This window comes from Pseudomonas sp. OTU5201, assembly GCF_038440135.1.
GTDB lineage: Bacteria > Pseudomonadota > Gammaproteobacteria > Pseudomonadales > Pseudomonadaceae > Metapseudomonas > Metapseudomonas resinovorans.
This window is the reverse complement of sequence record NZ_JASATC010000066.1, coordinates 1-22,544: the sequence shown is the minus strand read 5'-3', so window position 1 is coordinate 22,544 and position 22,544 is coordinate 1. Positions and strand designations below refer to the sequence as shown.

The following is a 22,544-nucleotide window of genomic DNA, read 5'->3' as shown; positions in this document are numbered from 1 at the left end:
CAGCCAATTCATTCGCCAAGCAGGACGCAGTCCTGCCACAACCACACATCAATGCTCGCAGCTACTGCCCCAGGAACGTCCCCCGGGTGAAAAGCACGTAGTCGGCCTCGGCCGCCATCAAGCCCACCAGCACCAGCAGGCACAGGGGCGGCACCAGGATGGCGTAGACCAGCGCCAGGCGCTCCCAGGCCATGTGCATGAAGATCGAAACGATCAGCCCGGCCTTCAGCAACATCAGGATGAGGATCATCGACCAGCGGAAGTACCCGGTGAAGTGGAAGTAATCCACGAGGTACGACAGGGTGCTGAGGACGAACAGCAGCCCCCATATCTTCAGGTACAGGCTGATCGGGTGTTGTTGACCTTGCGCATGTGCCATCTCATCTCTCCCCTGCCCTACCACAGGTAGAAGAACGCGAAGATGAATACCCAGACCAGGTCGACGAAGTGCCAGTAGAGCCCGGTGATTTCGACGATCTGGTAGTTCCCGCGTTTTTCGTAGTCCCCACGCAGCACCTTGAACGCCACGGTGCAGAGATAGATCACGCCCACCGATACGTGCAGTCCGTGGAAGCCGGTGATCATGAAGAAGCAGGCACCGAACTGCGCCGCGCCCATGGGGTTGCCCCAGGGCCGCACACCTTCTGCGATGAGTTTGCTCCACTCGAACGCCTGCATGCCGACGAAGGTGGCACCCAGGGCAGCTGTCGTCAGCATCAGCGCCGCGCTGCGCACCCGGTCGCGTCGATATCCGTAGTTCACGGCCATGGCCATGGTGCCGCTGCTGGTGATCAGCACGAAGGTCATGATGGCGATGAGAATCAACGGAATACTCGCGCCGGCGATGGTCAGGGCGAAAACTTCGCTGGGGTTCGGCCAGGTGGCGGTGGTGCTCATGCGCACCGACATGTACCCGGTGAGGAAGCAGGTGAAGATGAAGGTGTCGCTGAGCAGGAAGATCCACATCATCGCCTTGCCCCAGGGCACCTGCTTGAAAGCGTCGCGATCCGAGGACCAGTCCTGTGCGATGCCCTGCCAGGTCGATGGATTGCCGACCGGCGTTTCCCGCGTCGATGTGGCCATGGTGCTACCTCAACCCGCAGAAGGCCGCGATGGCCTGGTAGGTTTCCGGCGTACTGGTGAGCAGCGCGAAAAGCACCAGCCACAACCCCAGCAGGTAGTGCCAGTAGAAGGCGCAGAGTTCCATTCCGGTACGCAGACGTGAAATTTCGCCGTGGCGCAGCATGCGTTGCGCCACCACGGCCCATACCACCAGGCCGCCTGCCAGGTGCAGGCCATGCAGGCCGGTGAGCAGGTAGAAGAAGCTGTTGGCCGGATTACCCGAGACGGCGTAGCCCCAGGCGGCGAATTGCTGCCAGACCCAGAGCTGACCTGCGAGAAAGGCAATGGCAAAGGCCCCTCCGAGCAGGAACGCCAGGATCGAGGTGTGCATCTGGTCGCGCTTCATCGCCACCTTCGCCCCCTGCAGGCAAGCACTGCCCAGGGCCAGCAGCGCGGTATTCACCCAGAGCATCCAGGGATGGGCCAAGGGCGCCAGCGGATCGGTCAGCGGGCGCCAGTCCGAGACCTGGGACCGGGCGATGAACGCCAGCAGGAACAGCAGGAAGAGCGCGGTCACGACACCGAGGAACACCCACAGGCCAACCTTGGCGGTCCGCTCAGGGTCCTGGATAGGCGCTTCGGGGCCATGGGATTCGCGCGGGCCCCAGCCGCCTGGCTCGGAGGCCCCGGCATTCTTCCAGGGTTGCGTGCTCATGGCTGTTTCTCCTCGCGGGTATTCATGCCGTTGGCCTCGCGAAGAAGCTGCAGTTCCTCTTCTGAAACCGTCTGCGGCACGAAGTCCTGCTCCACGCCGGGCACGCTGTAGTCATAGGCCCAGCGATGCACCACTGGCAGTTTTTCCCGCCAGTTGCCATGCACCGGCGGTGTGTCCGGGGTCTGCCATTCGAGGCTGGTAGCCTTCCACGGGTTGCCACCCGCCGGCCGCCCCTTGAAGGTGCTCCAGGCCAGGTTGAACAGGAAAAGCAGCTGCGCCACACCCACGATCAGCGCGGCCACCGTGATGAAGGCATTCAGCTCCTGGGCCGACTGCGGGATGAACTCGTAGTTCGGATAGGCGTAGTAACGCCGCGGCATGCCGAGGAACCCCAGGTAATGCATGGGGAAGTAGATGGCATAGGTACCAAGGAACGTGATCCAGAAATGCAGTTTGCCGAGGGTGTCATTCAGCATCCGCCCGGTGATCTTCGGGAACCAGTGGTAGATGGAACCGAACACCACCAGGATCGGTGCCACCCCCATGACCATGTGGAAGTGCGCGACCACGAAATAGGTATCCGACAGCGGGATGTCGACGATCACATTGCCGAGGAACAGCCCGGTCAGCCCGCCCACCAGGAAGGTGACGATGAACGCCAGGGCGAACAGCATGGGCACTGTGAGGTGGATGTCGCCATGCCAGAGCGTGAGGGTCCAGTTGTAGACCTTGAGCGCTGTGGGCACCGCAATGACCAGGGTGGTGATGGCGAAGAAGAAGCCGAAGTAGGGGTTCATCCCGCTGACGTACATGTGGTGCGCCCAGACCACGAAGCTCAGCACGCCGATAGCGATGATGGCCCAGACCATCATGCGGTAACCGAAGATGTTCTTGCGCGCGTGGGTGCTGATCAGGTCCGACACCAGGCCGAAGGCCGGCAACGCGACGATGTACACCTCCGGGTGCCCGAAGAACCAGAACAGGTGCTGGAAGAGAATCGGACTGCCGCCCTGGTGGTCCAGCGGCTGGCCCATCGAGATCAGAGCAGGCATGAAGAAACTGGTCCCCAGCAATCGGTCGAAGAGCATCATCACAGCGCTGACGAACAGCGCCGGGAAGGCCAGCAGCGCCAGGATCGAGGCCATGAAGATGCCCCACACCGAGAGCGGCATGCGAAACAGCGTCATGCCATGGGTGCGTGCCTGCAGCACAGTGGTCACGTAGTTGAGGCCGCCCATGGTGGCGGCGACGATGAAGATCGCCAGGGACACCAGCATCAGCACGATGCCCCATTCTGTTCCCGGTGTGCCCTGGGTGATGGCCTGGGGTGGATAGAGTGTCCAGCCCGCCCCCGTGGGGCCGCCCGGAACGAAGAAGCTCGCCAGCAGAACCAGCACCGAGAGCAGGTAGAACCAGTAGCTGAGCATGTTGACGTAAGGGAAGACCATGTCCCGCGCACCGACCATCAGCGGGATCAGGTAGTTGCCGAATCCACCGAGGAAAAGTGCCGTCAGCAGGTAGATCACCATGATCATCCCGTGCAGGGTCATGGCCTGGTAGTAGGTGGTCGGGTCCATGAACTCCAGGCTGCCGGGGAAGCCGATCTGCATCCGCATCAGGCCGGACAGCACCAGGGCGATCAGGCCGACGAAGATCGCGGTCAGGGAGTACTGAACGGCAATGACCTTGTGGTCCTGGCTCCAGATGTAGCGCGTGAAGAAGCTCTGCGGTTCGTGCAGCACATCGGCTTCGGCTTGCTCGACATGGGCCATCGGAAACCCTCCGTGACGCGTCCGGGTCCTTCCGCTGCTACGGCGCCTGTTCCTGCTTGGCGTCGGGATCTGCCCTGGATTTGATGAAGGCGACCAGTGCCGCCAACTCCACATCGCTCGGGGTAAAGGCCGGCATCACGGGCGCGAACCCCTGGACCAGCTTGGCGGCAGGCGCCAGCACGGACTCTTTGAGGTAGGCGTCGTCCGCTTCGACCTGACTGCCATCGGCCAGGGTCACACGGTGGCCGTACAAACCCTGCCAGCTGGGCCCTATGCCCTTGCTGCCATCCAGGCTGTGGCAGGCCAGGCAACCCAGGGACTGGGCAAGTCGTTGCCCCTGCGCCACCGCGTCGCCACCCGCTTCGGAGGAACGCTGCTCCTGTTGCCCGGCGGCGCTCAGCGACTGAATGAACGCGACCAGGGCGGCCAGTTCATCCTGGTTGAAAGTATAGGGCACCATCACGGGCGGAAAGCCCTGCACCAGACTGGCCTTGGGATCGACGATGGACGCCCTCAGGTAGGCGTCATCGACCTTCACGCGGGTGCCATCCACCAGTGTCTCTTCGCGCCCATAGAGATCCTTCCAGCCCGGCCCCAGGCTCGCGCTGCCGTCCTGGCTATGGCAAGCACGGCAACCATGGGCTTCCGCCAGTTGGCGCCCCTTGTCGATCAGGCTGCCCTGGCTGGGTTTACTGGCCGCCGCCAGGGTCTGGGCGAAGGTGGGCTGGGCTGCCAGCCACTGATCGAAAGCCTGGACCGGTTCGACGAGCAGCATCCCGCGCATATTGAAGTGCCCTACCCCGCAGAACTCCGCGCAAAGGATCTCGTACTTGCCGGCCACTGTCGGGGTAAACCAGAAGTGCGAAACCATGCCCGGCACCATGTCCATCTTTCCGCGGATCTGAGGGATGTAGAAGTTGTGCAGCACATCCTTGGAACGCAGCAACACCTTCACCGGTCGGTCCTCGGGCAGGCGCACCTCGTTGCTACGGATCAGCACGTCGTCCTGGCCGACCGGGTCGCTCGGGTCCAGCCCGAGCGGATTGCCCGCATCGACCCACTTCACGTCGGCGCGGCCGAGCTGGCCGTCCTGGCCGGGAAAACGAAAAGCCCATTGCCATTGCTGGGCAACGACTTCCAGGGGATAGGCATCCTTGGGGACCCGGACGAAATCGCTGTAGACCACCAGTCCCGGTGCGAGCATGCCCATGATGCCGAGCGACGTCACCACGATCAGCCACCACTCCAGCTTGCGGTTTTCCGGCTCGTACTTTGCGCGCCGACCTTCGCGGTGACGGAAACGGATGATGGCCACCACCATGAAACCGACAATGGCGATAAAGAACACACCGGTGATTAGCAGGGTGATGAGGAGCGTGGTGTCGATGGAACCCCAGTTCGACGCGGCCGGGGTCAGGTGCCAGGGTGCCAGGAAGTGGAACAGCACGGACGCAACAACGATGAGACCCAAGATGATTGCTATCGCCATGTTCCCGTCGCCTCGTTCCTGATGCTCGTACGCGGGTGGAGCGTGCGACGGTCATCGGCAGTGCAGCAGACACGTGGTCCGGCTTCCGGACAGGCCGGAAGATCGCTCTCTATCTCCCCCAGGACAAAGTTCGTGACAAGTATAGTCGCTGCTGCCCGTTTGCCCGCCTGTTCGCGGGGCGTACGGGTTAGACTTTGGCGCTGATAGATAAACGAAATAACGTCATTTCCTTCATCTATCAAATGACCGTTCATAGCTTTTTCAAGAAAGAGGCTTGCTCATGGAGAACGATCGTTCTACCATCTCTCGCATGGACAGCAAATCAACTTCCGATGTCAGAGATCGAATTCTCGAAACCGCCGAAGACCTCATTTACAGAAACGGCATAAATGCCACCGGGATGGATTTCCTGGTCAAGACTTCCGGGATTTCGAGAAAGAGTATCTACAAGTACTTCGGAACCAAGGACGAATTGGTAGCAGAGGTATTGAAACAGCGCGATGAGCGCTGGATGAACTGGTTCAAGAACGAAGTCGAAAAGGTCGACAACCCGGAAGCACGTCTATTGCAGATCTTCAGCGTGCTCAAGGGTTGGTTCCAGTCGAACGGCTTTCGCGGCTGTGCCTTCATCAATACTGCTGGCGAAACGGGTGATCCCCTGGACCCTGTGCGCCTGGTTGCCAAAGAGCATAAAGAGAAGCTGCTCGCATTCGTACTCGGGATTTGCCAGCAATATGGTGCCGTTGATCCGGAAGCCCTGGCCAGGCAATTCATTATCCTGATTGACGGTGCCATTACCGTTGCCCACGTGCTTGGTGATTTCAACTCGGCAGATAATGCTCAAGCAGTAGCACGCACTCTGCTGCGTAAATAGAGAAATTATCGAGCGGGCAACTTAATACTTTGAACCTCTATTTTATTGGAGACAGCTCATGTCCTCTAACGCCGAAGTTCGTCCGCCGCTTCCCCCGTTCTCCCGTGAAACCGCCATCCAGAAGATCCGTCTGGCCGAAGATGGCTGGAACAGCCGTGACCCGGAAAGGGTCTCCCTCGCCTATACCCTGGACACCAGGTGGCGCAACCGCGCCGAGTTCGCCACCAACCGCGCAGAAGCCAAGGCTTTCCTCTCCCGCAAGTGGGCCAAGGAACTGGAATACCGCCTGATAAAGGAGCTCTGGGCCTTTACCGACAACCGCATCGCGGTGCGCTACGCCTACGAATGGCACGACGACTCCGGCAACTGGTTCCGCTCCTACGGCAACGAGAACTGGGAGTTCGATGAGCACGGCCTGATGTCCAACCGGCACGCCTGCATCAACGACATGCCCATCAAGGAATCCGAGCGCAAGTTCCACTGGCCTCTGGGGCGCCGTCCGGACGATCATCCCGGGCTTTCCGAACTGGGTCTCTGACCCCGGCACGACAGGGACGCTCAGCCATTTCAGGTTTGCGCGGCGCACACAGCGCCGCGCGCCTCATCGATCCTATCTATGCATGCCCAGTCAAAACCTGGATCACGTCGCTATCACTGATAGATGACGCTGATCGACCGGTCATTATTGGCGATTGGACGTAACGCCCTGCGCGGCCTTAGCTTTCGTTACACGAATGCCTTTGGCGCCAGGTACCCCGATGATCGTCCGCCCCAAACCCAATCTGCTCGGCATCCTCACCACGCTCAAAGGCTCCATCGCGCGACACATTGCCCTGCGTACCTCGATGATCACCCTGCTGGCCGGCCTGATCGTCGTTGTCGAAAATCTGCACCCGGACTGGTTCACGAAGGTCAACGCCATGCCCTTCACCCTGCTCGGGCTGTCGTTGTCGATCTTCATGAGCTTCCGTAACAATGCTTGCTACGACCGCTGGTGGGAGGGCCGCAAGGCCTGGGGCCAGGTCATCATCGAAGTCCGCTCCTTCATTCGACAAAGCGTAGCCATTGCCGATGCGCCCCTGCGCGAGGCAGTGCTGCGCGAGTTATGCGGTTTCGTCCATGCGCTCAATGCCCGACTGCGGGACGAGGACGAACGGGAGGCAGCCCGTCCCTGGCTGACTGACACGCCTGATGCCTATGGCCTCAACACCAGCGACGGCATCCTGCGGAACATCGGTGACCAGTGCGCCCGCCTGGCCGGTCGCGGCGAAATCAACGAATGGCGCTACACCCTGCTGGAAAACCGCCTGACCGGATTGAGCATGGCCCAAGCCACCTGCGAGCGGATCAAGGGCACGCCATTGCCCTTCCCCTACACACTGCTATTGCATCGCACCAGCTACATCTTCTGCGTGCTGCTGCCCTTCGCCATGGCCGGGCCACTGGGCTGGCTGGCGCCCATCATCACAGTCTTCGTTGCGTACACCTTCTTTGGCCTGGATGCCATCGGCGACCAACTGGAAGACCCCTTCGGCCACGACGAGAACGACCTGGCAACCGATGCCATGGTGCGTACCCTGGAGCGTGAAATCCTCGACGTTCTTGGTCAGCGGGATCTGCCTCCGGTGCTGCAACCGGTGGACTACGTACTGAGCTGAGCATGCCTAATGCGCCACGCAGGATTCGATGAACAACCAATGGGCGTTTGCCACCGCTCAGCCGGCGCTAAAGTCCCGGTGTCATCCACGCTGCATGCATAAGCGCCTGGGTTCACCCATTCATGGGCGCTTCGGGATTGTTCAAGGCATAGAGGTAACAGCTCGCCAGGCTGTGGTCGTCTTCGACACTCGTGTAGCTGGCAGTGAAAGTGACGGCCTGGCCCAGGTGCTGGTAGACCCACTTGCCGGTCACGCCGGGCGGGACTTCGGGCACCAGGTCGCTGTCGTTGACGACCCGATAGGTAGGCACGTCGAGGCTGTTGTAATAGGCCGCGAAACTGGGATCGACCACCCGCGGACTGGCGAGGTTGTAGTGCTGGATCGCCTGCCCCGGCCAGGTCAACTGCAGGTCGAGCACCGCGAGGCTGGAGAGCGCACAGCCCAGGCTGTGACCGCAAACCCAGAAGTTGCCGGCAGGTTTGAGGCTGTCCACTGCCTGCAGGGCGAGGTCGCGCAGCGAGGTGTAGAGCTTGAGGAAGCCGTCGTGGACCAGCCCGACGTCGGCCTTCCAGGGATAGGTGGACTGTTTGGCCTCCAGGTCATCGACCCAGTCCTGGGCTGATTCGGTACCCCGGAACACCAGGTAAACGTCGCCGTTGGGATCGCTGACGGCAAAGCCGAAGGGTTCGGATTCATTGATGTACTTCAGCTCGCTGAGGAGGCTCCAGATCGGCGCGGAAAAGCCCCATCCGCTCATGCTCGGCGGTTGCCAGTTGAAATCCGAGGGTTTGCGCGGTTTGTCCTGCTGCAGCCACTGGTCATACTGGTCGTAGGCGGCTTCCACCAGGTTGGCGCACTGCAGCGCCTGGGAAAGGGAGAATGCAGAGGGAAAGTACATCGGAAGACTGGGCATGGTGGCCTCCTTGCCTGCGAATCTGGGTTCCCACTCTAGACCATGCCCGTCTGCCGTAAAGCTACCGATGGCCCTTGGCGGGTCACGCGTCGAAGTCGGTGGACATCGCCAGGTCCTTCCACACGGCCACTTCACCTTCCACCAGGCTGTGCTTTTCGCTGATGCGGGCCAGGGCGTCACTGCCCAGCGGCAGGCGCTGCGGCGGATTGGCCGCGTTGACCAGGTTCAGCACGGCACCGGCGAACTTGCTCGGGTCGCCCGGCTGGGCATGGTTGGCGCCTTCGGCGAAGCGGCGCATGGCACCTACGGTTTCGTCGTAGTCCGGCAGTTCCAGGGCGGTCTTCACCAAGGACTGGTCGTCGAGGAAATCGGTGCGGAAGAAACCCGGTTCGACCACGGTGACCTTCACGCCCAGCGGCGCCAGTTCCTGATGCAGTGCCTCGCTGATACCTTCCACGGCGAACTTGGTGGAGCCGTACACGCCCCAGCCGTAGTAGGCCTGGTAGCCGCCCAGGGAGGAGATGTTGAGCACGTGGCCGGAGCGCTGGCGGCGCATGTGCGGAAGCACGGCGCGGGTGACGTTGAGCAGGCCGAAAACGTTGGTGGCATAAATGCGCTCCACTTCCTGGGCGCTGGTTTCTTCCACCGCGCCGAGGATGCCGTAGCCGGCATTGTTCAGCAGCACGTCGATGCGGCCGAAGCGCTTGATACCCTCGGCGACCGCTTCATGGGCCTCGCTTTCGCGGGTCACATCCAGGCGCACGGCCAGCAGGTTGGGGTGGTCACCCAGGCGGGCAACGACGTCTTCCGGCTTGCGGGCGGTGGCGATCACTGCATCGCCGACTTCCAGCGCTTTGGCTGCGATCAGGGCGCCGAGACCGCGGGAAGCTCCAGTAATGAACCAGGTACGCATAGCAACTCCTCCTGTGTGGGAACCCGCACCGCGCGGGCTTTCTTGGTGAGTTGCCGTCACTTTATGGCGCCTTTACTCCTGCGATAATCCCAATAAAATCACATGAGCTTTTGAGCAGGATTCATCAATGAAATCCGTATCCGCTGCCGACCTCAATGTCTTCCTCAGCATCGCCGCCCACCTGAGCTTCAGCCGCGCCGCCGTGGAGCTGGGCCTGTCCCCTTCGGCGCTGAGCCACGCCTTGCGCGCCCTGGAGGAGCGACTGGGCGTGCGCCTGTTCAACCGCACCACCCGCAGCGTGGCACTCACCGAGGCCGGCGAGCGTCTGTACGCACGCATCAAGCCGGCCTTCCGCGACATCGATGACGCGCTGGAAGACCTCAACCAGTTCCGCGACACACCGTCCGGCACCCTGCGCATCAACGCCGGCCGTGCGGCTGCGGAACTGGTCCTGCTGCCGCTGGCGAGCCGCTTCCTCGAGGCCTATCCGGATGTCGTGTTGGAAATCTCCGCCGACGACGCGCTGGTGGATGTGGTGTCCGGTGGGTACGACGCGGGCGTGCGCTTCGGTGAGCGGCTGGAGGCCGACATGGTGTCGCTGCCCATCGGCCCTTACATGCGCTCGGTAGTGGTGGCGGCTCCCGCCTTCTTCGAGCGCCATCCGCTGCCGCAGAAACCCCAGGATCTCCATGGCCTGCCGTGCATTCGGCACCGTTTCCCCAGCGGCAACCTCTATCGCTGGGAGTTCGAGCGTGGCGGCATGCAACTGGAGATCGAAGTGGATGGCCCACTGACGCTGGGCGACGTAGGCCTGATGATCGGCCCGGCACTGCAAGGCGTCGGGCTGGCCTATGTGTTCGAGGACATGGTGGCCGAGCCTATCGCCGAGGGTCGGCTGATCCAGGTACTGGCGGACTGGTGCCCCTACTACCCCGGCCTGCACCTCTACTACCCCAGCCGCCGGCAGGTGCCGGCAGTGCTCAAGGCCTTCATCGAGTTCGCCCGCGCGGCGCGGCAGGAGGCGTGATCCCCACGCGCTTCAGCGGTCCAGCAAATGGCTCATGGCGGTCTTCAGCTTCATGGGACGGACCGGCTTGTGCATCAGGGTGTGGCCCAGCTCACGCATCTGTTGCTTGAGCTCGTTGCTGTAGTTGGCGGTGATCATCAGGGCTGGCAGCGGCGTGCTACGACGGGCGTTGATGGTGGCGACGGCGTCGACGCCATTGCAGTCGTTGTCCAGGTGGTAGTCGGCGATCAACAGGTCCGCTTCGGCGTGGAAGTTGTCCACCTGACGCGCCAGATCTTCTTCCGACAGTGCAGTGATGACCTGGCAGCCCCAGCCTTCCAGCAGGGTACGCATGCCCGCGCAGATGGCCGCGTCGTTATCCAGTACCCAGACCTTGGCTCCCTGCAAGCGTTCCAGAACCGCCTGGGGTTCGTCGCGTTCCTGCTTCTGGCGGGGAACGCGGCGGGTCAACGGGACTTCTACCGCGAACAACGAGCCTTTTCCCGGCGCTGAAGACACGTGGATGCGATGACCGAGCATGCGCGCTATCTTCTCGACGATGGCCAGGCCCAGGCCGAGCCCCCGGTCCTGTTTCTCGCGCACGACTTCGCCGCGTTTGAACTCCTGGAATATCTCGTCGAGCTTGTCCTGGGCGATGCCGACTCCGGTGTCGCGCACCTCGATCCACAGACTCTGGCGCCGGCGCCGACAGCCCAGCAGGATGCGCCCCCTGGGCGTATAGCGAATGGCATTGCTGAGCAGGTTGCGCAGGATGCGCGCCAACAGCTGCGAGTCGCTGCGCACCAGTGCCGAACTGGGCACGAAGCCCAACTGCAAGCCTTCGCTGGCGGCTATCTGGCGATACTCCACGGCGAGGTTTTCGAGGAGCTCGCTGACTGCGAAGGACGCGATATCCGGCTTGATCACCCCCGCATCCAGCTTGGAAATGTCCACCAGAGTGCCCAGCAGATTCTCCACGTCTTCCAGGGAATTGCTGACATTGCGCACCAGCTCCAGGTTGCAGGACGGGCCACGCTGCTCCAGCAGCGCACTGGTGAACAGCCGCGCGGCGTTGAGCGGTTGAAGCAGGTCGTGACTCACGGCCGCAAGGAACTTGGTTTTCGACAGGTTGGCCTTCTCAGCCTCGAACTTGGCTTCGCGAAGGCGCAGTTCCACCTGGGTGCGCTCGTCGATTTCGCGGCGCAGTTGACTATTCAGCGCGGTCAGCTCGGTGGTCCGCTCGCGTACCCGCTGTTCCAGGTTCTGGTAGGCCTGGTGCAACGCCTCGGCGGTGCGGCGTCGTTCGGTGATATCGCGGATCAGCACGAAGATGCCTACCACTTCGCCATTGGCCAGGCGGTTGGGCACGTAGGAACGCAGCATGCAGCGCTCCTGGCCGTTGTGGTTGGTCTCCGTGACTTCAAAAGACAGGCTTTCGCCACTGAGCGCCCGCTCCACATAGGGTTCCAGGCGCCGCCAGTGCTCTTCACTGTGCACCTCAAGCAGGCTCTGGCCGAGCATCGAGCCGCGCGGCCAGCAGTACCACTCCTCGTACACCTTGTTAGTGAACTCGTAGACCAGGTCGGCGCTGAGGTAGGCGATCAACGCCGGCACGTGGTCGGTGATCAGGCGAATCCAGCGCTCGCTTTCAGCCAGTGTTTCGGCGTGGCGGTAACGCTCTGTGATGTCGGTGAAGGTGTTGACGAAGCCGCCGGTGGGTAGCGGATGGGTACGCACCTCCAGTACCCGACCGTTGTACCGGCGCTGCTCCATCTCGCGGATCGGACGGCCTTGGGCGTCCAGGGTGTCAGGGGTGAGCAACGGTAACTCGCTGTCAGCCATGACCCCGGCGAACGTGCGGTGCGCCTCCACCGGTGCCAGACCGCAGAGTTCGAGGAAACGGTGGTTCCAAAGCTCCAGGATGCCCTCGGCGCTGACCATGGCCACCCCTTGTGACAGGTTGTCCACGGCCCGCTGCAGCAGGCGCGACTTCTGCGCCAGGGCCTGTTCGCGACGATCGGTTTCGCTCCGTTTCACCTCAGTAATGTCGGTGTAGAGAATCACCAGTCCGCCTTCGCGGGTGGGCCGTTCGCTGACCTGTACCCAGCGCCCATCGTGAAGGCGGTAGAAAATGTTGTCGTCGCTGCCACGGTGCTCTTCGACGATCAGCCCGGTACTTTCCGCCAGGCGACGGATTTCCGAGAGCCGTGTGCCTGCGCAGATACGGGCACGGCTGCGGGCCCAGAACGACTTGAAGCGGCTGTTGAAGAGCACGATGCGCTGCTCACGATCGAATAGCACGAAGGCGTCGGAAATACTTTCGATGGCGTCGATCAGATGGTGGTGGGCCGTCTCCGCGCGCAGTCGCGCGTCGCTCAGCAATCGATTGCTAGCCTTCAACTCCGCCATGGCCTGGTTGAGCGCATCGGTGCGCTCGCGCACCTGTTCCGCCAGCACTACGGAGTGCTGGAACGCGGCGTAGCTGTCGTCGCGGCGCGAGGCGCTGGACTCCACCCGTTCGATCAACGCCGCGTTGATACTCCGCAGCTTGCGGTTCTCCTCCGCCAACGCCACCAGGCACGCCTGTTGTTCAGCGGCCCCCATTGCGCCCCCTGCGGCCGATGGCGACCCCGGTGAAGGTCTGGTTGATGTGCATGCCATTGAACTGCTCTCCGTAGGAGTTGAAGCCGATGACGCGCTGCCGGCGCAGGATTTCTGACGTGAGCGCCACGGCGTCGGGGTCGTCCTCGATCTCCATGCGGCGCAGGAAACAGTCGCAGCCAATGGTCAGCAAGGGTGGGCCTAGACGCTCACCAAGGCGGTGGAACAGCGATTCCAGGTTGGGCAGCAAGGGCCCGGGGCGCATGGCCGTGAGGACGATGCCGTTCTCCACCGCACAGTAGAAGGCCAGGCTGTGGTCTGCGTTGACACGCTGGATCGAGCGCACGTAGTACGAATCCCCAAGGCGAACCGCCAAGGGATGCGCCGCGAACATACGCAGGTCCAGGGCACTCACCGGGACGCCGATCATCCGCGCGTAGACCTCCGCTGCTGGTTCGGCGTTGAGTTCGTAGACCCTGCGGCTGGCATTGTCGGCTCGGGTAACCACCAGTTTTTCAGCGTCGGGCAGGATGTGATGGGTGCTGAACACTTCAAAATCCAACGCCGTGTTGACCAGCACCACCACCGCGGCCCCGGCATGGAAGCGCCCCTCGTAATAGACGTGGGTGTGCTTGAGGTGGTGGTCGTCGGCAGCGGAACCACCGAAATGGGGGATGCTGCCGAACGCCGCGCCGAGAGCAGCCAGCACCACTTCCTCGCGACTGGACAGACCGTCCAGCAGGGTCAGGGCAAAGCTGTGGCCCTTGGTCGGCGCCAGGGAGTTGGCCCGGCAGTCCTGTACCAGCCGCTCCACCAGTTGCTGGGCATGGATCAGGCCGAAGCGGTCCATTTCATCTACCAGGGCGCTGGCGATGGAAAAGCTGCGATGGTCGAAGCCGACTGCGCTGACACAGTTGCGGCCATAGCCCTGCGGCGTGATTTCCCCGGCGCTGGTACAGCCCACCAGGCGAACGCCGCCGAAGTACTGTTCCAGGGCCTGGCCCAGGGCCAGGAGGTCATACTCCGCCGAGCAGAAGAACAGCACGAACCCCAGGTGCGGGTGGATGAGCTGGCGCGCGAGGTCCTGGGCCACGGCCTCTGCCTCGCTGGCCAGGGACATGGCCGTGACGACGCCCTCTGCCGGTTCCTCGAGCATCCTCGGTCTCACTCAATAAGCCTGCTGTGGATGGGGAAATTCTACGCAGGGCTTGCGGGGCGCCCCATCCTTCTTGGGTACTGGGCGGGCTAGTTCGAAGGTAGGAACTCGATACCTGGCGAGCGCGCGGGATGGGGCCATTCGCTGGCAAGCCAGCTCCTGCGGGCAATGCAGTCAGTAGCCCGGATGAAATCCGGGGAAAGTCCAACCACCGCTCCCGGATTTCATCCGGGCTACGATCTACGCATCCCTTGGCGAATGAATTTGTCCCCACAAAAGCAATGCGTCCCGCCGAAAACAAAAAAGACGGGAGGACCAGCGTCTCTCCCGCCAAAACCGGAGCAATCTGGAACAGGGCTTACCAGGTCAACACGGCACCCACGGCAACGGTGTCGGTGTCTTCGTTCTGGGCATCGCCCTCGTGACCGTCGATCTCGAACTGGTTGTACTCGGCCACCAGCTTGAGGTTGTCGTTGAGGTCATGAAACAGCGCAATACCGCGGGTTTCGTAGTCGGCGCCCGTGTTCACCACGCCGTTGCCGTCATCCTTGGTTTTGCCATAGGACAGCGCCAGGCGGTTCTTGCCGACGCGGTAGGAGCCCTGCAACAGGTAGCCATCGCTATCCACCTCGCGCAGGGTCGGTTCGCCGGCGTTGTTGGTGAAGAAGGGATTGATGCCCTTGGCCTGGAAGCCGGAGCCCACCAGGGTGAAGGCGTCCATCTTGGCCTGCACGCCATAGCCCAGGCCCTTGGAGGTCACGGAGTCGACGTTGGGGTCGGTGTTCTCCGAGGTCTGGTAGGCACCGTTGACCCAGGAGTAGATCTGCGCGCCGCCCAGCTCGAACTCGTAAGTGATCTCCGATTCGAAGCGTGGGTTCTCCTGATAGGCCTTGCCGGTGGGGCTGTCGTCGTTGGTGTCCACCGGGTCCATGATGCCGACGGCGGCGCGCAGGCCGTCGGTCTTCGGGCTGCGGTAGGTGATCTGAGAGGTCGGGAACGGATAGGGATAGCCGCTGCCGATGTTGCCGAAGGACACGCCGCCGCCATCCACCAGGCCTAGCGTGTCGCTCACCTGGCCGTAACCGGCGAGCAGTTCGTCGAGCAGGATGTTGGAACGCGCGAACAGGCCGAAGTCCTTGCCCACCAGCACTTCGCCCCATTCACCGCCAGCGGTGCCGTAGAACTGACGGACATCGATGGCGGTGGCGGTGCCGTTGGTTTCGCTGTCGTTGATGGTGACCCAGAAGGAAGAGCAGGCACCGAGCTTCAGATCGTCCACCTGCTTGCCCATGTTGAAACCGATCCAGTTGGGCAGAAAGCCCATCTTGACCCGCGACTGGCGGCGGTCGAACTGCTCGCCGTCACGATCCACGTCACTGTTGACGTAGAAGGCGTTGACGTAGCCGTCCGTGGAGAAGGTGGTCTGGTCCTTGTCATAAAGGACGATCTCGGCGGCAGCCTGCTGGGAGGCCAGCGCTAGCGCCGCCGCGAGGGCAAGGCGGGACATACGGGCATGGGCGATTTTCTTGTTGTGCATGACGCTCTCCGCTGTGGGTGGACGACCGGGCAGGTCAGTCGTGTCGGAGGCGATTATCGAAATGCCATCAGGCTCGCCATACGCTGCAATTGCAGGGGTTCTGCGCTGCTTTGGCCGGGGCGCGGGAGCGACATCGGCAAGGTTTAAGACCGGTCTGGCCCAAGGTCCTGGATCGGCTGGCTGACGCGCAGGCACGAAAGGACGAAACCCTTTCGGGCTCATCCTTCGGTCGGTGAATGGACGTGGAATCAGAGGCCGGCGTGCCAGTTCGCTTCGGAGGCTTCGGCGTTGGCGATGGCGCAGCAGGACAGCCCGGAAAGCAGGTGACCTTGCTGCTCCAGCAGAGAGTCGCGCTGCAGACCGGCCAGGGCGTGGCGTACCTGCGCCAGGTGGTCGACCGAAAGGCAGGCCTGGTGATCGAACCAGCATTGGCGGGCATAGGCTGTGAAGTTCGTGCTTTGCGCACGCAGTTTCTGGTCGAGCGCCTGGCCCCGCTCACGCAGTTGCACCCGATCCAGCTGCACGAACCGGTCGTACTGGCGAACGAGAAACGCCTGGACGTGCTGGTAGAGCCCGGCCACCGACTCGCGTGGCGACTGCACCGCGAACAACAGGCCGCGGTGTCCACCCAACTGGCGATAGCCGCAGGCCAGCGCGTAACCGAGCTGCAGCTCCCCGCGCAGGCGCTGATGAAAGGCCGGTTCAAGCAGGCTGGCCAGGAGTCTCACGGCAGCCTCGGTCTCGGCGGTGACGGACTCAAGGGGATAGAACAGCAGAAGCGCGGCCTCGCCCTCTATCGGCAACCGATGCCAGGTACGCCCGCCCTCCCCGATCCTCGTCTGGTGCGGGCCGGGCAACCCAGGCAGCTCCGCATCCAGGCCGACATCACCGATGCCCAGCCCTTGCCAGCGTGCCTGCCTCCAGAAACGCGACAGGGCTTGCGGGTCGAGCACTGAGGGCGCTTCTGCTCGCGGGCTTTCCAACAGCTCGGGCAGGCGTTGCAGCAATTGGCGAATGGGCAGTTCGCCTGCCTGACGGCGCATGGCACTGCGCTCAAGGCGTGGCCCCTGGGCCAAGGCCCAACGTGGTGGCGCCTGCAGGATGGGCAGCAGGTCGACGATAACCTGCCGCAATGCCATTGCATTGCCCAGCAGGTCGAGGGTCAGTCCGCCCTGCTCCGCCAGAAGTCGTCCCTCTACCCCGGCCAGGCCGGCGGCGCCGAGGATGGGGCGCAATGCCCGTTGCAGTCCGCAGGCGAGGCCATGGGGCAGCCCGTTCTCGCCGGGATTCCAGCGCAGGAACAACGCGCCCTGTTCAGGCGCGCTGGGCAACTCGGGCAGCAAAGGAACCACCGAGGTCTCCACCGGCGCTGACACCCTGGAACGCCAATAGGGATTGGTCGTGGGAAGCCGCCAACTGGCAGTGGACCTTGCGCCGGGACGAACGCCGAGGCGCTCCAGTTGCAGGGGGAAGCCCGCCGACGTCAGGTTGGGCGCGCGGTTGGATGCGCCGGTTTGCAGATGGACCATACGCTCGGCCCGCAGCTGTTCGAGCAACGCACGAACATCTGCCTGCTCGGGAAGTCCTGGAGCCAGCGCAGCTTCCAGCGGTTCCAGGACCGAGGTCTTTTGTCGCAGGATTTCCAGCCGTTCTTCCCAGAGCCCTGGCCAGGGTGCTGAGGCGCGAACAAAGGCCAGCCAGTCCAGGACTTCCGCTTCAAGTTGCGCGCTCTCCGCCCCGTCGACCCAATCGAAGTCCATCAACAACAAGCCCTGGCCACCATGGGCATAGGGCAAGTGCAGTTGGATACCATCGCTCAGTCCCAGGAAACCCAGGCGAGCCGACAGGCCGCCGGTGGACTCATCGGTCGCCAGGCTCTCCAGAAAGCTCACGGCCGCTTCCAGGCCAGCCCCCTGCCGCTCCAGCGCGAACGCCAACGACAACCTCCCGGGTGCGCCCGGCACGCCAAGCCGCAGCCGGCTCGCGCGCAGGGGCAACAGGGTTGGCAAATCGGGCTCAGGCAGTTTCTTTCCCGCACGCAGCAGCTCTCCGTGGCGCCGTGCGAGTTCCAGTTGCCGGGCCAGCGGCAATGGCGCCACCAGGGTCAGGCACATGCGGCTGGGCTGATAGTGAGCCTGGTGGAACCGCTGCAGCGCCGGGATGAACGCCGGCTCCTCCAGCTTCAGGCTGGATGCATTGCCCGCGTGGAAATCTGCCAGCGGATGACCAGGGGCCAACGCCTGGGCCAGCGCGGCTTCACACAGGGTCTGCAGGTCCCCCGCACGGGCGCTGTACTCGGCCTGCAGGACTTCGCGCTCGCGCCACAGGGCATCCGTCTCCAGCAAAGGGTTCGCGAGCATGTCCAGGAGCCGCGCCAGGGCCTGCTCTAAATGTGTCGCCGGCACTTCGCAGAAGAAGCGTGTACTGCGCGCACGGGTGCTGGCGTTAACGCGTCCCCCCAAGCCCTGGACGAAGGGAATCAATCCCTCGTGAGCCGGGAAATCGCGGCTGCCGAGGAAGGCCAGGTGTTCAAGAAAGTGCGCCAACCCCGGGAACTCACCCGGTTCGTCGTGACTGCCACCGCGCACTTCCACCAGGGCCGCAGAAAGCGCGGTATCCGGCCGGCACAGGAGGCGCACGCGCAACCCGTTGGCCAGAAGCTTTTCCAGTGGACGTTGCTGCGCGGGCGACTCGATGAGGGCGGACATGGCAGGCCGGACAAGGCGGAGAACAGCATTAGCTTCGAACCCGACCAAAGACTCGACAATGCTGCTTTGGGAGTAGTCCGACAGTCCTTGTGCGCTGTTCTTTCGATCAATAGCGAATTTCCTACAAGCCAATAAGACATTTGCCAGCATCTATTAGGGGCGTGACTCCATCGTTGCGACGGACATCTCAAACCGATAATGGCGCAATGCCATATGGACTGATGGCCCCACCGGAGCACTCATGGACCAGATTCCCCAACAACAAGTACCGCAGAGCGAAATAGCCTTGCTGGCCAATATCCTGGCCCTCACCACTCGCAACATGACTGCCATCACCACCCTGTTGGCACAGGTCACCGCAAACCTCGCCAACTCCACCGACACCACCCTGCAGAACGCCTCAGTCGGTCTGCTGGACAAGGTCACCGGCCTGGGCCATGACCTTGAATTGCAGTGGGACCTGATCCAGTCGCTGGACCGTTTCTGCCCCCTGCTCGCCCGTACCCCGCCCGCGCGGACGTCCCTGGTGACCGAAATCGACATCAGCCAATTGCCCATTAGTCACTGAGCGCTTGCATTCGGCGAGACGATCCGCTAGGGTCGCCGCCGTTAGTACCAAGTTGTAAGTCAATCCGGCCCTCCGATCCCTCGCTCCTTCGACTTCGAACGAGCCACGCCAAAGGGACATGGCCACCCCCGCCGCCTAGAAGACAGTAGCTCCCGCCCCAGGGCGATGCAGTAAAGCTGTCATGAACGCACGGTAGATTGACCAGGACTGCCAGCCAGGCCAGACCCTTGCCCGGCGCAGCACCTGGCATCCCAAGTACCAGCTGCCAGAGCTTGATCCCGATTGGGGAACTTCATGCCGGCACCCTTGCTCCGATAAGGATCATTCGACCAGAGCCCGTTGCTCGGCGGATTCGGAGCTATTTGTCTGGCGGCCCATTGGCCGCAAAACGAAGGAAGCAACACGATGACCATCCATCATCAAGCCCAAACTGCAATCAGCACCCTGACCAGCGCCTTCGCGCCGTTCACCTGCCACATCACCGCCGCTCGCAACGGCAACTTCAGCTTCACCGTCGTCAATGAATTCGGTGTAGCCCGTCACAGCGAGCGCCTATACCCGGAGCACTACGGCAATGCCGGCCACCTCCAGCATGTGATTGACCGGGCGCAGAAAGCCCTGACCTGCTGATGAACCAGCGACAAACGAAGAGCCCCGCCCACGCGGGGCTTTTTCATGAGCAACCGAATTCCCCCTGCGGACCGCTGAACGATACCGGCCTGTAGACGCACAGCAACACCGACAGCCTGTTACCTCAGAGCGACAGACCGGGCATAATTCGCCCCTTCAAATCGCCAGCCCAGCGTCTCCATGCGAATTCACGTCACCTTCATCGACCGCGTCGGCATCACCCAGGAGGTCCTGGCCCTGCTCGGCGGCCGCAATCTCAACCTGGATGCGGTCGAGATGGTGCCGCCCAATGTCTATATCGACGCCCCTACCCTCAGCCCCGAAGTGCTCGATGAACTGCGCGAAGCGCTGCATGCGGTGCACGGAGTGCAGGAGGTGACGGTGGTAGACATCCTTCCCGGGCAACGACGTCGCCTGCAACTGGACGCGCTGCTGGCCGCCATGACCGACCCGGTACTGGCGGTGGATGGCGGCGGCCGCATCCTGCTGGCCAACCCGGCGCTGACCGCCCTCTATGGGGCAGAAGCAGAAGGCCAGCCCCTGGCACAGCTCTTTGGTGACGACCGCCTGCACAGCGCCTTGCTGGAGCATGGGTTCCGGCTGCCCCTGAGGGAAATCACGCTCAAGGGCCAGGCACTGCTGCTGGATGCGGTACCCATTACCGAAGGGGATCACCTGGCGGGTGCACTGCTGACTCTCTACCAACCGAACCGTATCGGTGAGCGCCTTTCCGCCCTGCACCATGACCACGCGGCCGAGGGGTTCGATGCCCTGCTGGGCGACTCTGCCCCCATGGCCACCCTCAAGGCCCGCGCCCAACGCGTGGCGTCCCTGGATGCACCACTGCTGATCCGTGGCGAAACCGGTACCGGCAAGGAGCTGGTGGCCCGCGCCTGCCATGCCGCCAGTACTCGCCGCAATCAGCCGTTCCTGGCACTGAACTGCGCTGCGCTGCCGGAAAACCTGGCCGAGAGCGAACTGTTCGGCTATGCCCCCGGCGCCTTCACGGGCGCCCAGCGCGGCGGCAAGCCCGGCCTGCTGGAGCTCGCCCACCAGGGCACGGTGTTCCTCGACGAAATCGGCGAAATGTCGCCTTACTTGCAGGCCAAGCTGCTGCGCTTCCTCAGCGACGGCAGCTTCCGCCGGGTAGGTGGCGACCGCGAAATCAAGGTGGACGTGCGCATCCTCAGCGCCACTCACCGCAATCTGGAGAAGATGGTCAGCGAGGGGGCCTTCCGCGAAGACCTCTTCTACCGGCTCAACGTACTCAACCTCGAAGTGCCACCCCTGCGCGAACGCGGCCAGGACATTCTGCTGCTGGCGCGCTTCTTCATGCAGCATGCCTGCACCCAGATCCAGCGCCCCGCGTGCCGACTGGCGCCCGGAACCTTCCAGGCGCTACAGGGCAACCGCTGGCCCGGTAACGTACGCCAACTGCAGAACGTCATATTCCGCGCCGCGGCCATCTGCGATAGCAGCCTGGTGGAAATCGGCGACCTGGACATCGCCGGCACCGCTGTGGCGCGAGAAAGCGATGGCGAAGTGAACAGCCTGGAAGAGGCGATGGAGAACTTCGAACGCGCCCTGCTGGAAAAGCTCTTCGTCACCTACCCCTCGACCCGTCAGTTGGCCGCGCGGCTGCAAACCTCCCACACCGCCATCGCCCATCGCTTGCGCAAGTACGGAATCCCAGGAAAAAGCTGATCTTTTTTCTAGATAAGTTGCCTATTAGCCTGAAAATCATGGCTTTCTTCAAAATAAGCTCAACCATTGCCTGTACGGTCGAATTCGTTCGCCATGTCTGCGTTAGCTGTGCTAGAGATTTACCAACGGGCCAAGCGCTTTGTTGGAGCTGGCTTGCCAGCGAAACGGGGCCATTCGCTGGCAAGCCAGCTCCTACGGGCATAGGTGCGCCCCTCAAGATGAGCGCAACCCTCATAGCTTCTGTAAAGCATCACATAATCATTACAAGCTATTGTTTTTAAACGATTAATATAGCTTTTGATCAAAGCCTCGTAGCGAAATCGATACAGCGTAACGATTTCGCAACAACCACCTGAAACCCCCGCCACGCCTGCATCTACGGAAAATCCCCTACCAAGCCCACCTCGCTCCGTAGCGATATCGCTACAGAAAATTTCATCTAAATTATTCAATACAATCTTCAACACCTTGATACACAAGGTTTTCAGCCTTCTGGCACTGCCCTTGCTATAGGCCGGGCAACAGCGCGCGGCAATGACCACGTGCGGGGCCAAGCGCCTGGCAGAAGAAACAGGCGCGTCATACGAGTTGAGGACCAAAAATGAGCGAATTGCGTTTCACCGCCGACCACGAATGGCTGCGCCTTGAAGATGACGGTCGCGTCACTGTCGGCATTACCGAGTACGCGCAGGACGCCCTGGGCGATGTGGTCTTCGTTCAACTCCCGGAGCTGCAGGCTTATGCCAAGGGCGAAGAAGTCGCCGTGCTGGAATCGGTGAAGGCCGCCAGCAACATCGTTATGCCGCTCGACGGCGAAGTGGTTGAAGTAAACCAGGCGCTGGCAGACAGCCCCGAACTGGTCAACGAAGAACCCCTGGGCAAAGGCTGGTTCTTCCGCATGCAATTGGCCGACACCAGCATCCTCGACGGCCTCCTCGACCAGGCCGGCTACGAAAACCTGCTGAAAGCCAACGGCTGAGGAACGACCATGAGCCTCTCAACCCCTGCCCTCGGCACCACCAACGAATTCATCGCCCGCCATATCGGCCCGCGAGATGCCGATACCAAGGCCATGCTGCAGCTGCTTGGTTTTGATGACATCGAAGCCCTCACTGCCAGCGTCATCCCCGACAGCATCAAGGGCACCAGCGTGCTCGACCTGCCAGCTGGCCAGAGCGAGGCCGAAGCCCTCGCCGCCATCAAGGCCATTGCCTCCAGGAACCAGCTGTTCAAGAACT

21 protein-coding genes are annotated in these 22,544 nt (G+C 62.5%); 9 read left to right on the top strand and 12 right to left on the bottom strand.

From position 1 onward, the window contains the following. Positions 1–61: 61 nt before the first annotated feature. Genes AAHM40_RS25900 through AAHM40_RS25880 form a run of 5 tightly spaced genes read right to left on the bottom strand, consistent with a single transcriptional unit; the run spans position 62 to position 5,038 of the window. Complete coding sequence (locus AAHM40_RS25900; protein WP_280286698.1) at positions 62–379, bottom strand: cytochrome C oxidase subunit IV family protein; 318 nt, start codon at positions 377–379, stop codon at positions 62–64. A 17-nt stretch (positions 380–396) separates the two neighbouring features. Continuing rightward, the gene (locus AAHM40_RS25895; RefSeq protein WP_342247260.1) at positions 397–1,083 is read right to left on the bottom strand and encodes a heme-copper oxidase subunit III family protein; all 687 of its coding nucleotides are present in this window, start codon (positions 1,081–1,083) and stop codon (positions 397–399) included. 4 nt (positions 1,084–1,087) lie between these two features. Further along, complete coding sequence (locus AAHM40_RS25890) at positions 1,088–1,777, bottom strand: cytochrome c oxidase subunit 3 (protein ID WP_342247259.1); 690 nt, start codon at positions 1,775–1,777, stop codon at positions 1,088–1,090. After that, complete coding sequence (ctaD, locus tag AAHM40_RS25885; protein WP_342247258.1) at positions 1,774–3,549, bottom strand: cytochrome c oxidase subunit I; 1,776 nt, start codon at positions 3,547–3,549, stop codon at positions 1,774–1,776. Before ctaD ends, AAHM40_RS25890 begins: the two co-directional genes overlap by 4 nt. A 37-nt stretch (positions 3,550–3,586) precedes the next feature. After that, on the bottom strand, positions 3,587–5,038 hold the full coding sequence (locus tag AAHM40_RS25880) for a cytochrome c oxidase subunit II (RefSeq protein WP_342247257.1): 1,452 nt from the start codon (positions 5,036–5,038) through the stop codon (positions 3,587–3,589). A gap of 310 nt (positions 5,039–5,348) precedes the next feature. Here AAHM40_RS25880 and AAHM40_RS25875 point away from each other — a divergent pair, with 310 nt between their 5' ends. The 3 genes from AAHM40_RS25875 (at position 5,349) to AAHM40_RS25865 (ending at position 7,570) form a co-directional block, all read left to right on the top strand. Next, positions 5,349–5,912, top strand: a complete 564-nt coding sequence (locus AAHM40_RS25875; RefSeq protein WP_446731625.1) for a TetR/AcrR family transcriptional regulator — start codon at positions 5,349–5,351, stop codon at positions 5,910–5,912. A 58-nt stretch (positions 5,913–5,970) separates the two neighbouring features. Further along, positions 5,971–6,450: a nuclear transport factor 2 family protein gene (locus tag AAHM40_RS25870; RefSeq protein WP_342247255.1), complete on the top strand. Its 480-nt coding sequence runs from the start codon at positions 5,971–5,973 to the stop codon at positions 6,448–6,450. Positions 6,451–6,670: 220 nt separating this feature from the next. Beyond that, on the top strand, positions 6,671–7,570 hold the full coding sequence (locus tag AAHM40_RS25865; protein WP_342247254.1) for a bestrophin family protein: 900 nt from the start codon (positions 6,671–6,673) through the stop codon (positions 7,568–7,570). Between the two features lie 112 nt (positions 7,571–7,682). Here AAHM40_RS25865 and AAHM40_RS25860 read toward each other — a convergent pair whose 3' ends face one another. After that, on the bottom strand, positions 7,683–8,483 hold the full coding sequence (locus AAHM40_RS25860; protein WP_342247253.1) for a lipase family protein: 801 nt from the start codon (positions 8,481–8,483) through the stop codon (positions 7,683–7,685). Between the two features lie 82 nt (positions 8,484–8,565). Next, the gene (locus tag AAHM40_RS25855) at positions 8,566–9,396 is read right to left on the bottom strand and encodes an oxidoreductase (protein WP_342247252.1); all 831 of its coding nucleotides are present in this window, start codon (positions 9,394–9,396) and stop codon (positions 8,566–8,568) included. Between the two features lie 127 nt (positions 9,397–9,523). Here AAHM40_RS25855 and AAHM40_RS25850 point away from each other — a divergent pair, with 127 nt between their 5' ends. Then, the gene (locus AAHM40_RS25850) at positions 9,524–10,423 is read left to right on the top strand and encodes a LysR family transcriptional regulator (RefSeq protein WP_342247251.1); all 900 of its coding nucleotides are present in this window, start codon (positions 9,524–9,526) and stop codon (positions 10,421–10,423) included. Positions 10,424–10,435: 12 nt separating this feature from the next. Here AAHM40_RS25850 and nahK read toward each other — a convergent pair whose 3' ends face one another. The 4 genes from nahK to pqqF form a co-directional block, all read right to left on the bottom strand. Then, positions 10,436–13,063, bottom strand: coding sequence for a hybrid sensor histidine kinase/response regulator NahK/ErcS' (gene nahK, locus AAHM40_RS25845; RefSeq protein WP_342247250.1), 2,628 nt, complete (start codon positions 13,061–13,063; stop codon positions 10,436–10,438). Continuing rightward, positions 12,993–14,159 (bottom strand): nitric oxide-sensing protein NosP, encoded by a 1,167-nt coding sequence (gene nosP / locus AAHM40_RS25840; RefSeq protein ID WP_342247249.1) that lies wholly within the window; start codon positions 14,157–14,159, stop codon positions 12,993–12,995. Before nosP ends, nahK begins: the two co-directional genes overlap by 71 nt. A 358-nt stretch (positions 14,160–14,517) precedes the next feature. Beyond that, the gene (locus AAHM40_RS25835; RefSeq protein ID WP_342247261.1) at positions 14,518–15,666 is read right to left on the bottom strand and encodes a porin; all 1,149 of its coding nucleotides are present in this window, start codon (positions 15,664–15,666) and stop codon (positions 14,518–14,520) included. A 278-nt stretch (positions 15,667–15,944) separates the two neighbouring features. Then, positions 15,945–18,404 carry a pyrroloquinoline quinone biosynthesis protein PqqF gene (gene pqqF, locus AAHM40_RS25830; RefSeq protein WP_342247248.1) on the bottom strand — a complete coding sequence of 820 codons (2,460 nt, stop codon included), beginning with the start codon at positions 18,402–18,404 and terminating at the stop codon, positions 15,945–15,947. Positions 18,405–18,645: 241 nt separating this feature from the next. On the opposite strand from pqqF, the gene AAHM40_RS25825 reads away from it, so the two are divergent. From AAHM40_RS25825 to AAHM40_RS25815, 3 genes are all read left to right on the top strand, one after another. Continuing rightward, positions 18,646–18,972 carry a hypothetical protein gene (locus tag AAHM40_RS25825; protein ID WP_342247247.1) on the top strand — a complete coding sequence of 109 codons (327 nt, stop codon included), beginning with the start codon at positions 18,646–18,648 and terminating at the stop codon, positions 18,970–18,972. A gap of 405 nt (positions 18,973–19,377) precedes the next feature. Next, the gene (locus AAHM40_RS25820; protein WP_342247246.1) at positions 19,378–19,602 is read left to right on the top strand and encodes a hypothetical protein; all 225 of its coding nucleotides are present in this window, start codon (positions 19,378–19,380) and stop codon (positions 19,600–19,602) included. A gap of 180 nt (positions 19,603–19,782) precedes the next feature. After that, the gene (locus tag AAHM40_RS25815; RefSeq protein ID WP_342247245.1) at positions 19,783–21,306 is read left to right on the top strand and encodes a sigma-54-dependent transcriptional regulator; all 1,524 of its coding nucleotides are present in this window, start codon (positions 19,783–19,785) and stop codon (positions 21,304–21,306) included. A gap of 119 nt (positions 21,307–21,425) precedes the next feature. Here AAHM40_RS25815 and AAHM40_RS25810 read toward each other — a convergent pair whose 3' ends face one another. After that, complete coding sequence (locus AAHM40_RS25810; RefSeq protein ID WP_342247244.1) at positions 21,426–21,785, bottom strand: hypothetical protein; 360 nt, start codon at positions 21,783–21,785, stop codon at positions 21,426–21,428. A gap of 122 nt (positions 21,786–21,907) precedes the next feature. Between AAHM40_RS25810 and gcvH the strand changes: the two genes are divergently transcribed. Together gcvH and AAHM40_RS25800 are read left to right on the top strand one after the other, a co-directional pair. Next, positions 21,908–22,285, top strand: a complete 378-nt coding sequence (gene gcvH, locus AAHM40_RS25805; protein WP_342247243.1) for a glycine cleavage system protein GcvH — start codon at positions 21,908–21,910, stop codon at positions 22,283–22,285. Positions 22,286–22,294: 9 nt separating this feature from the next. Next, positions 22,295–22,544: hypothetical protein (locus AAHM40_RS25800; RefSeq protein WP_342247242.1), on the top strand; the 250-nt coding region annotated here is incomplete at its 3' end.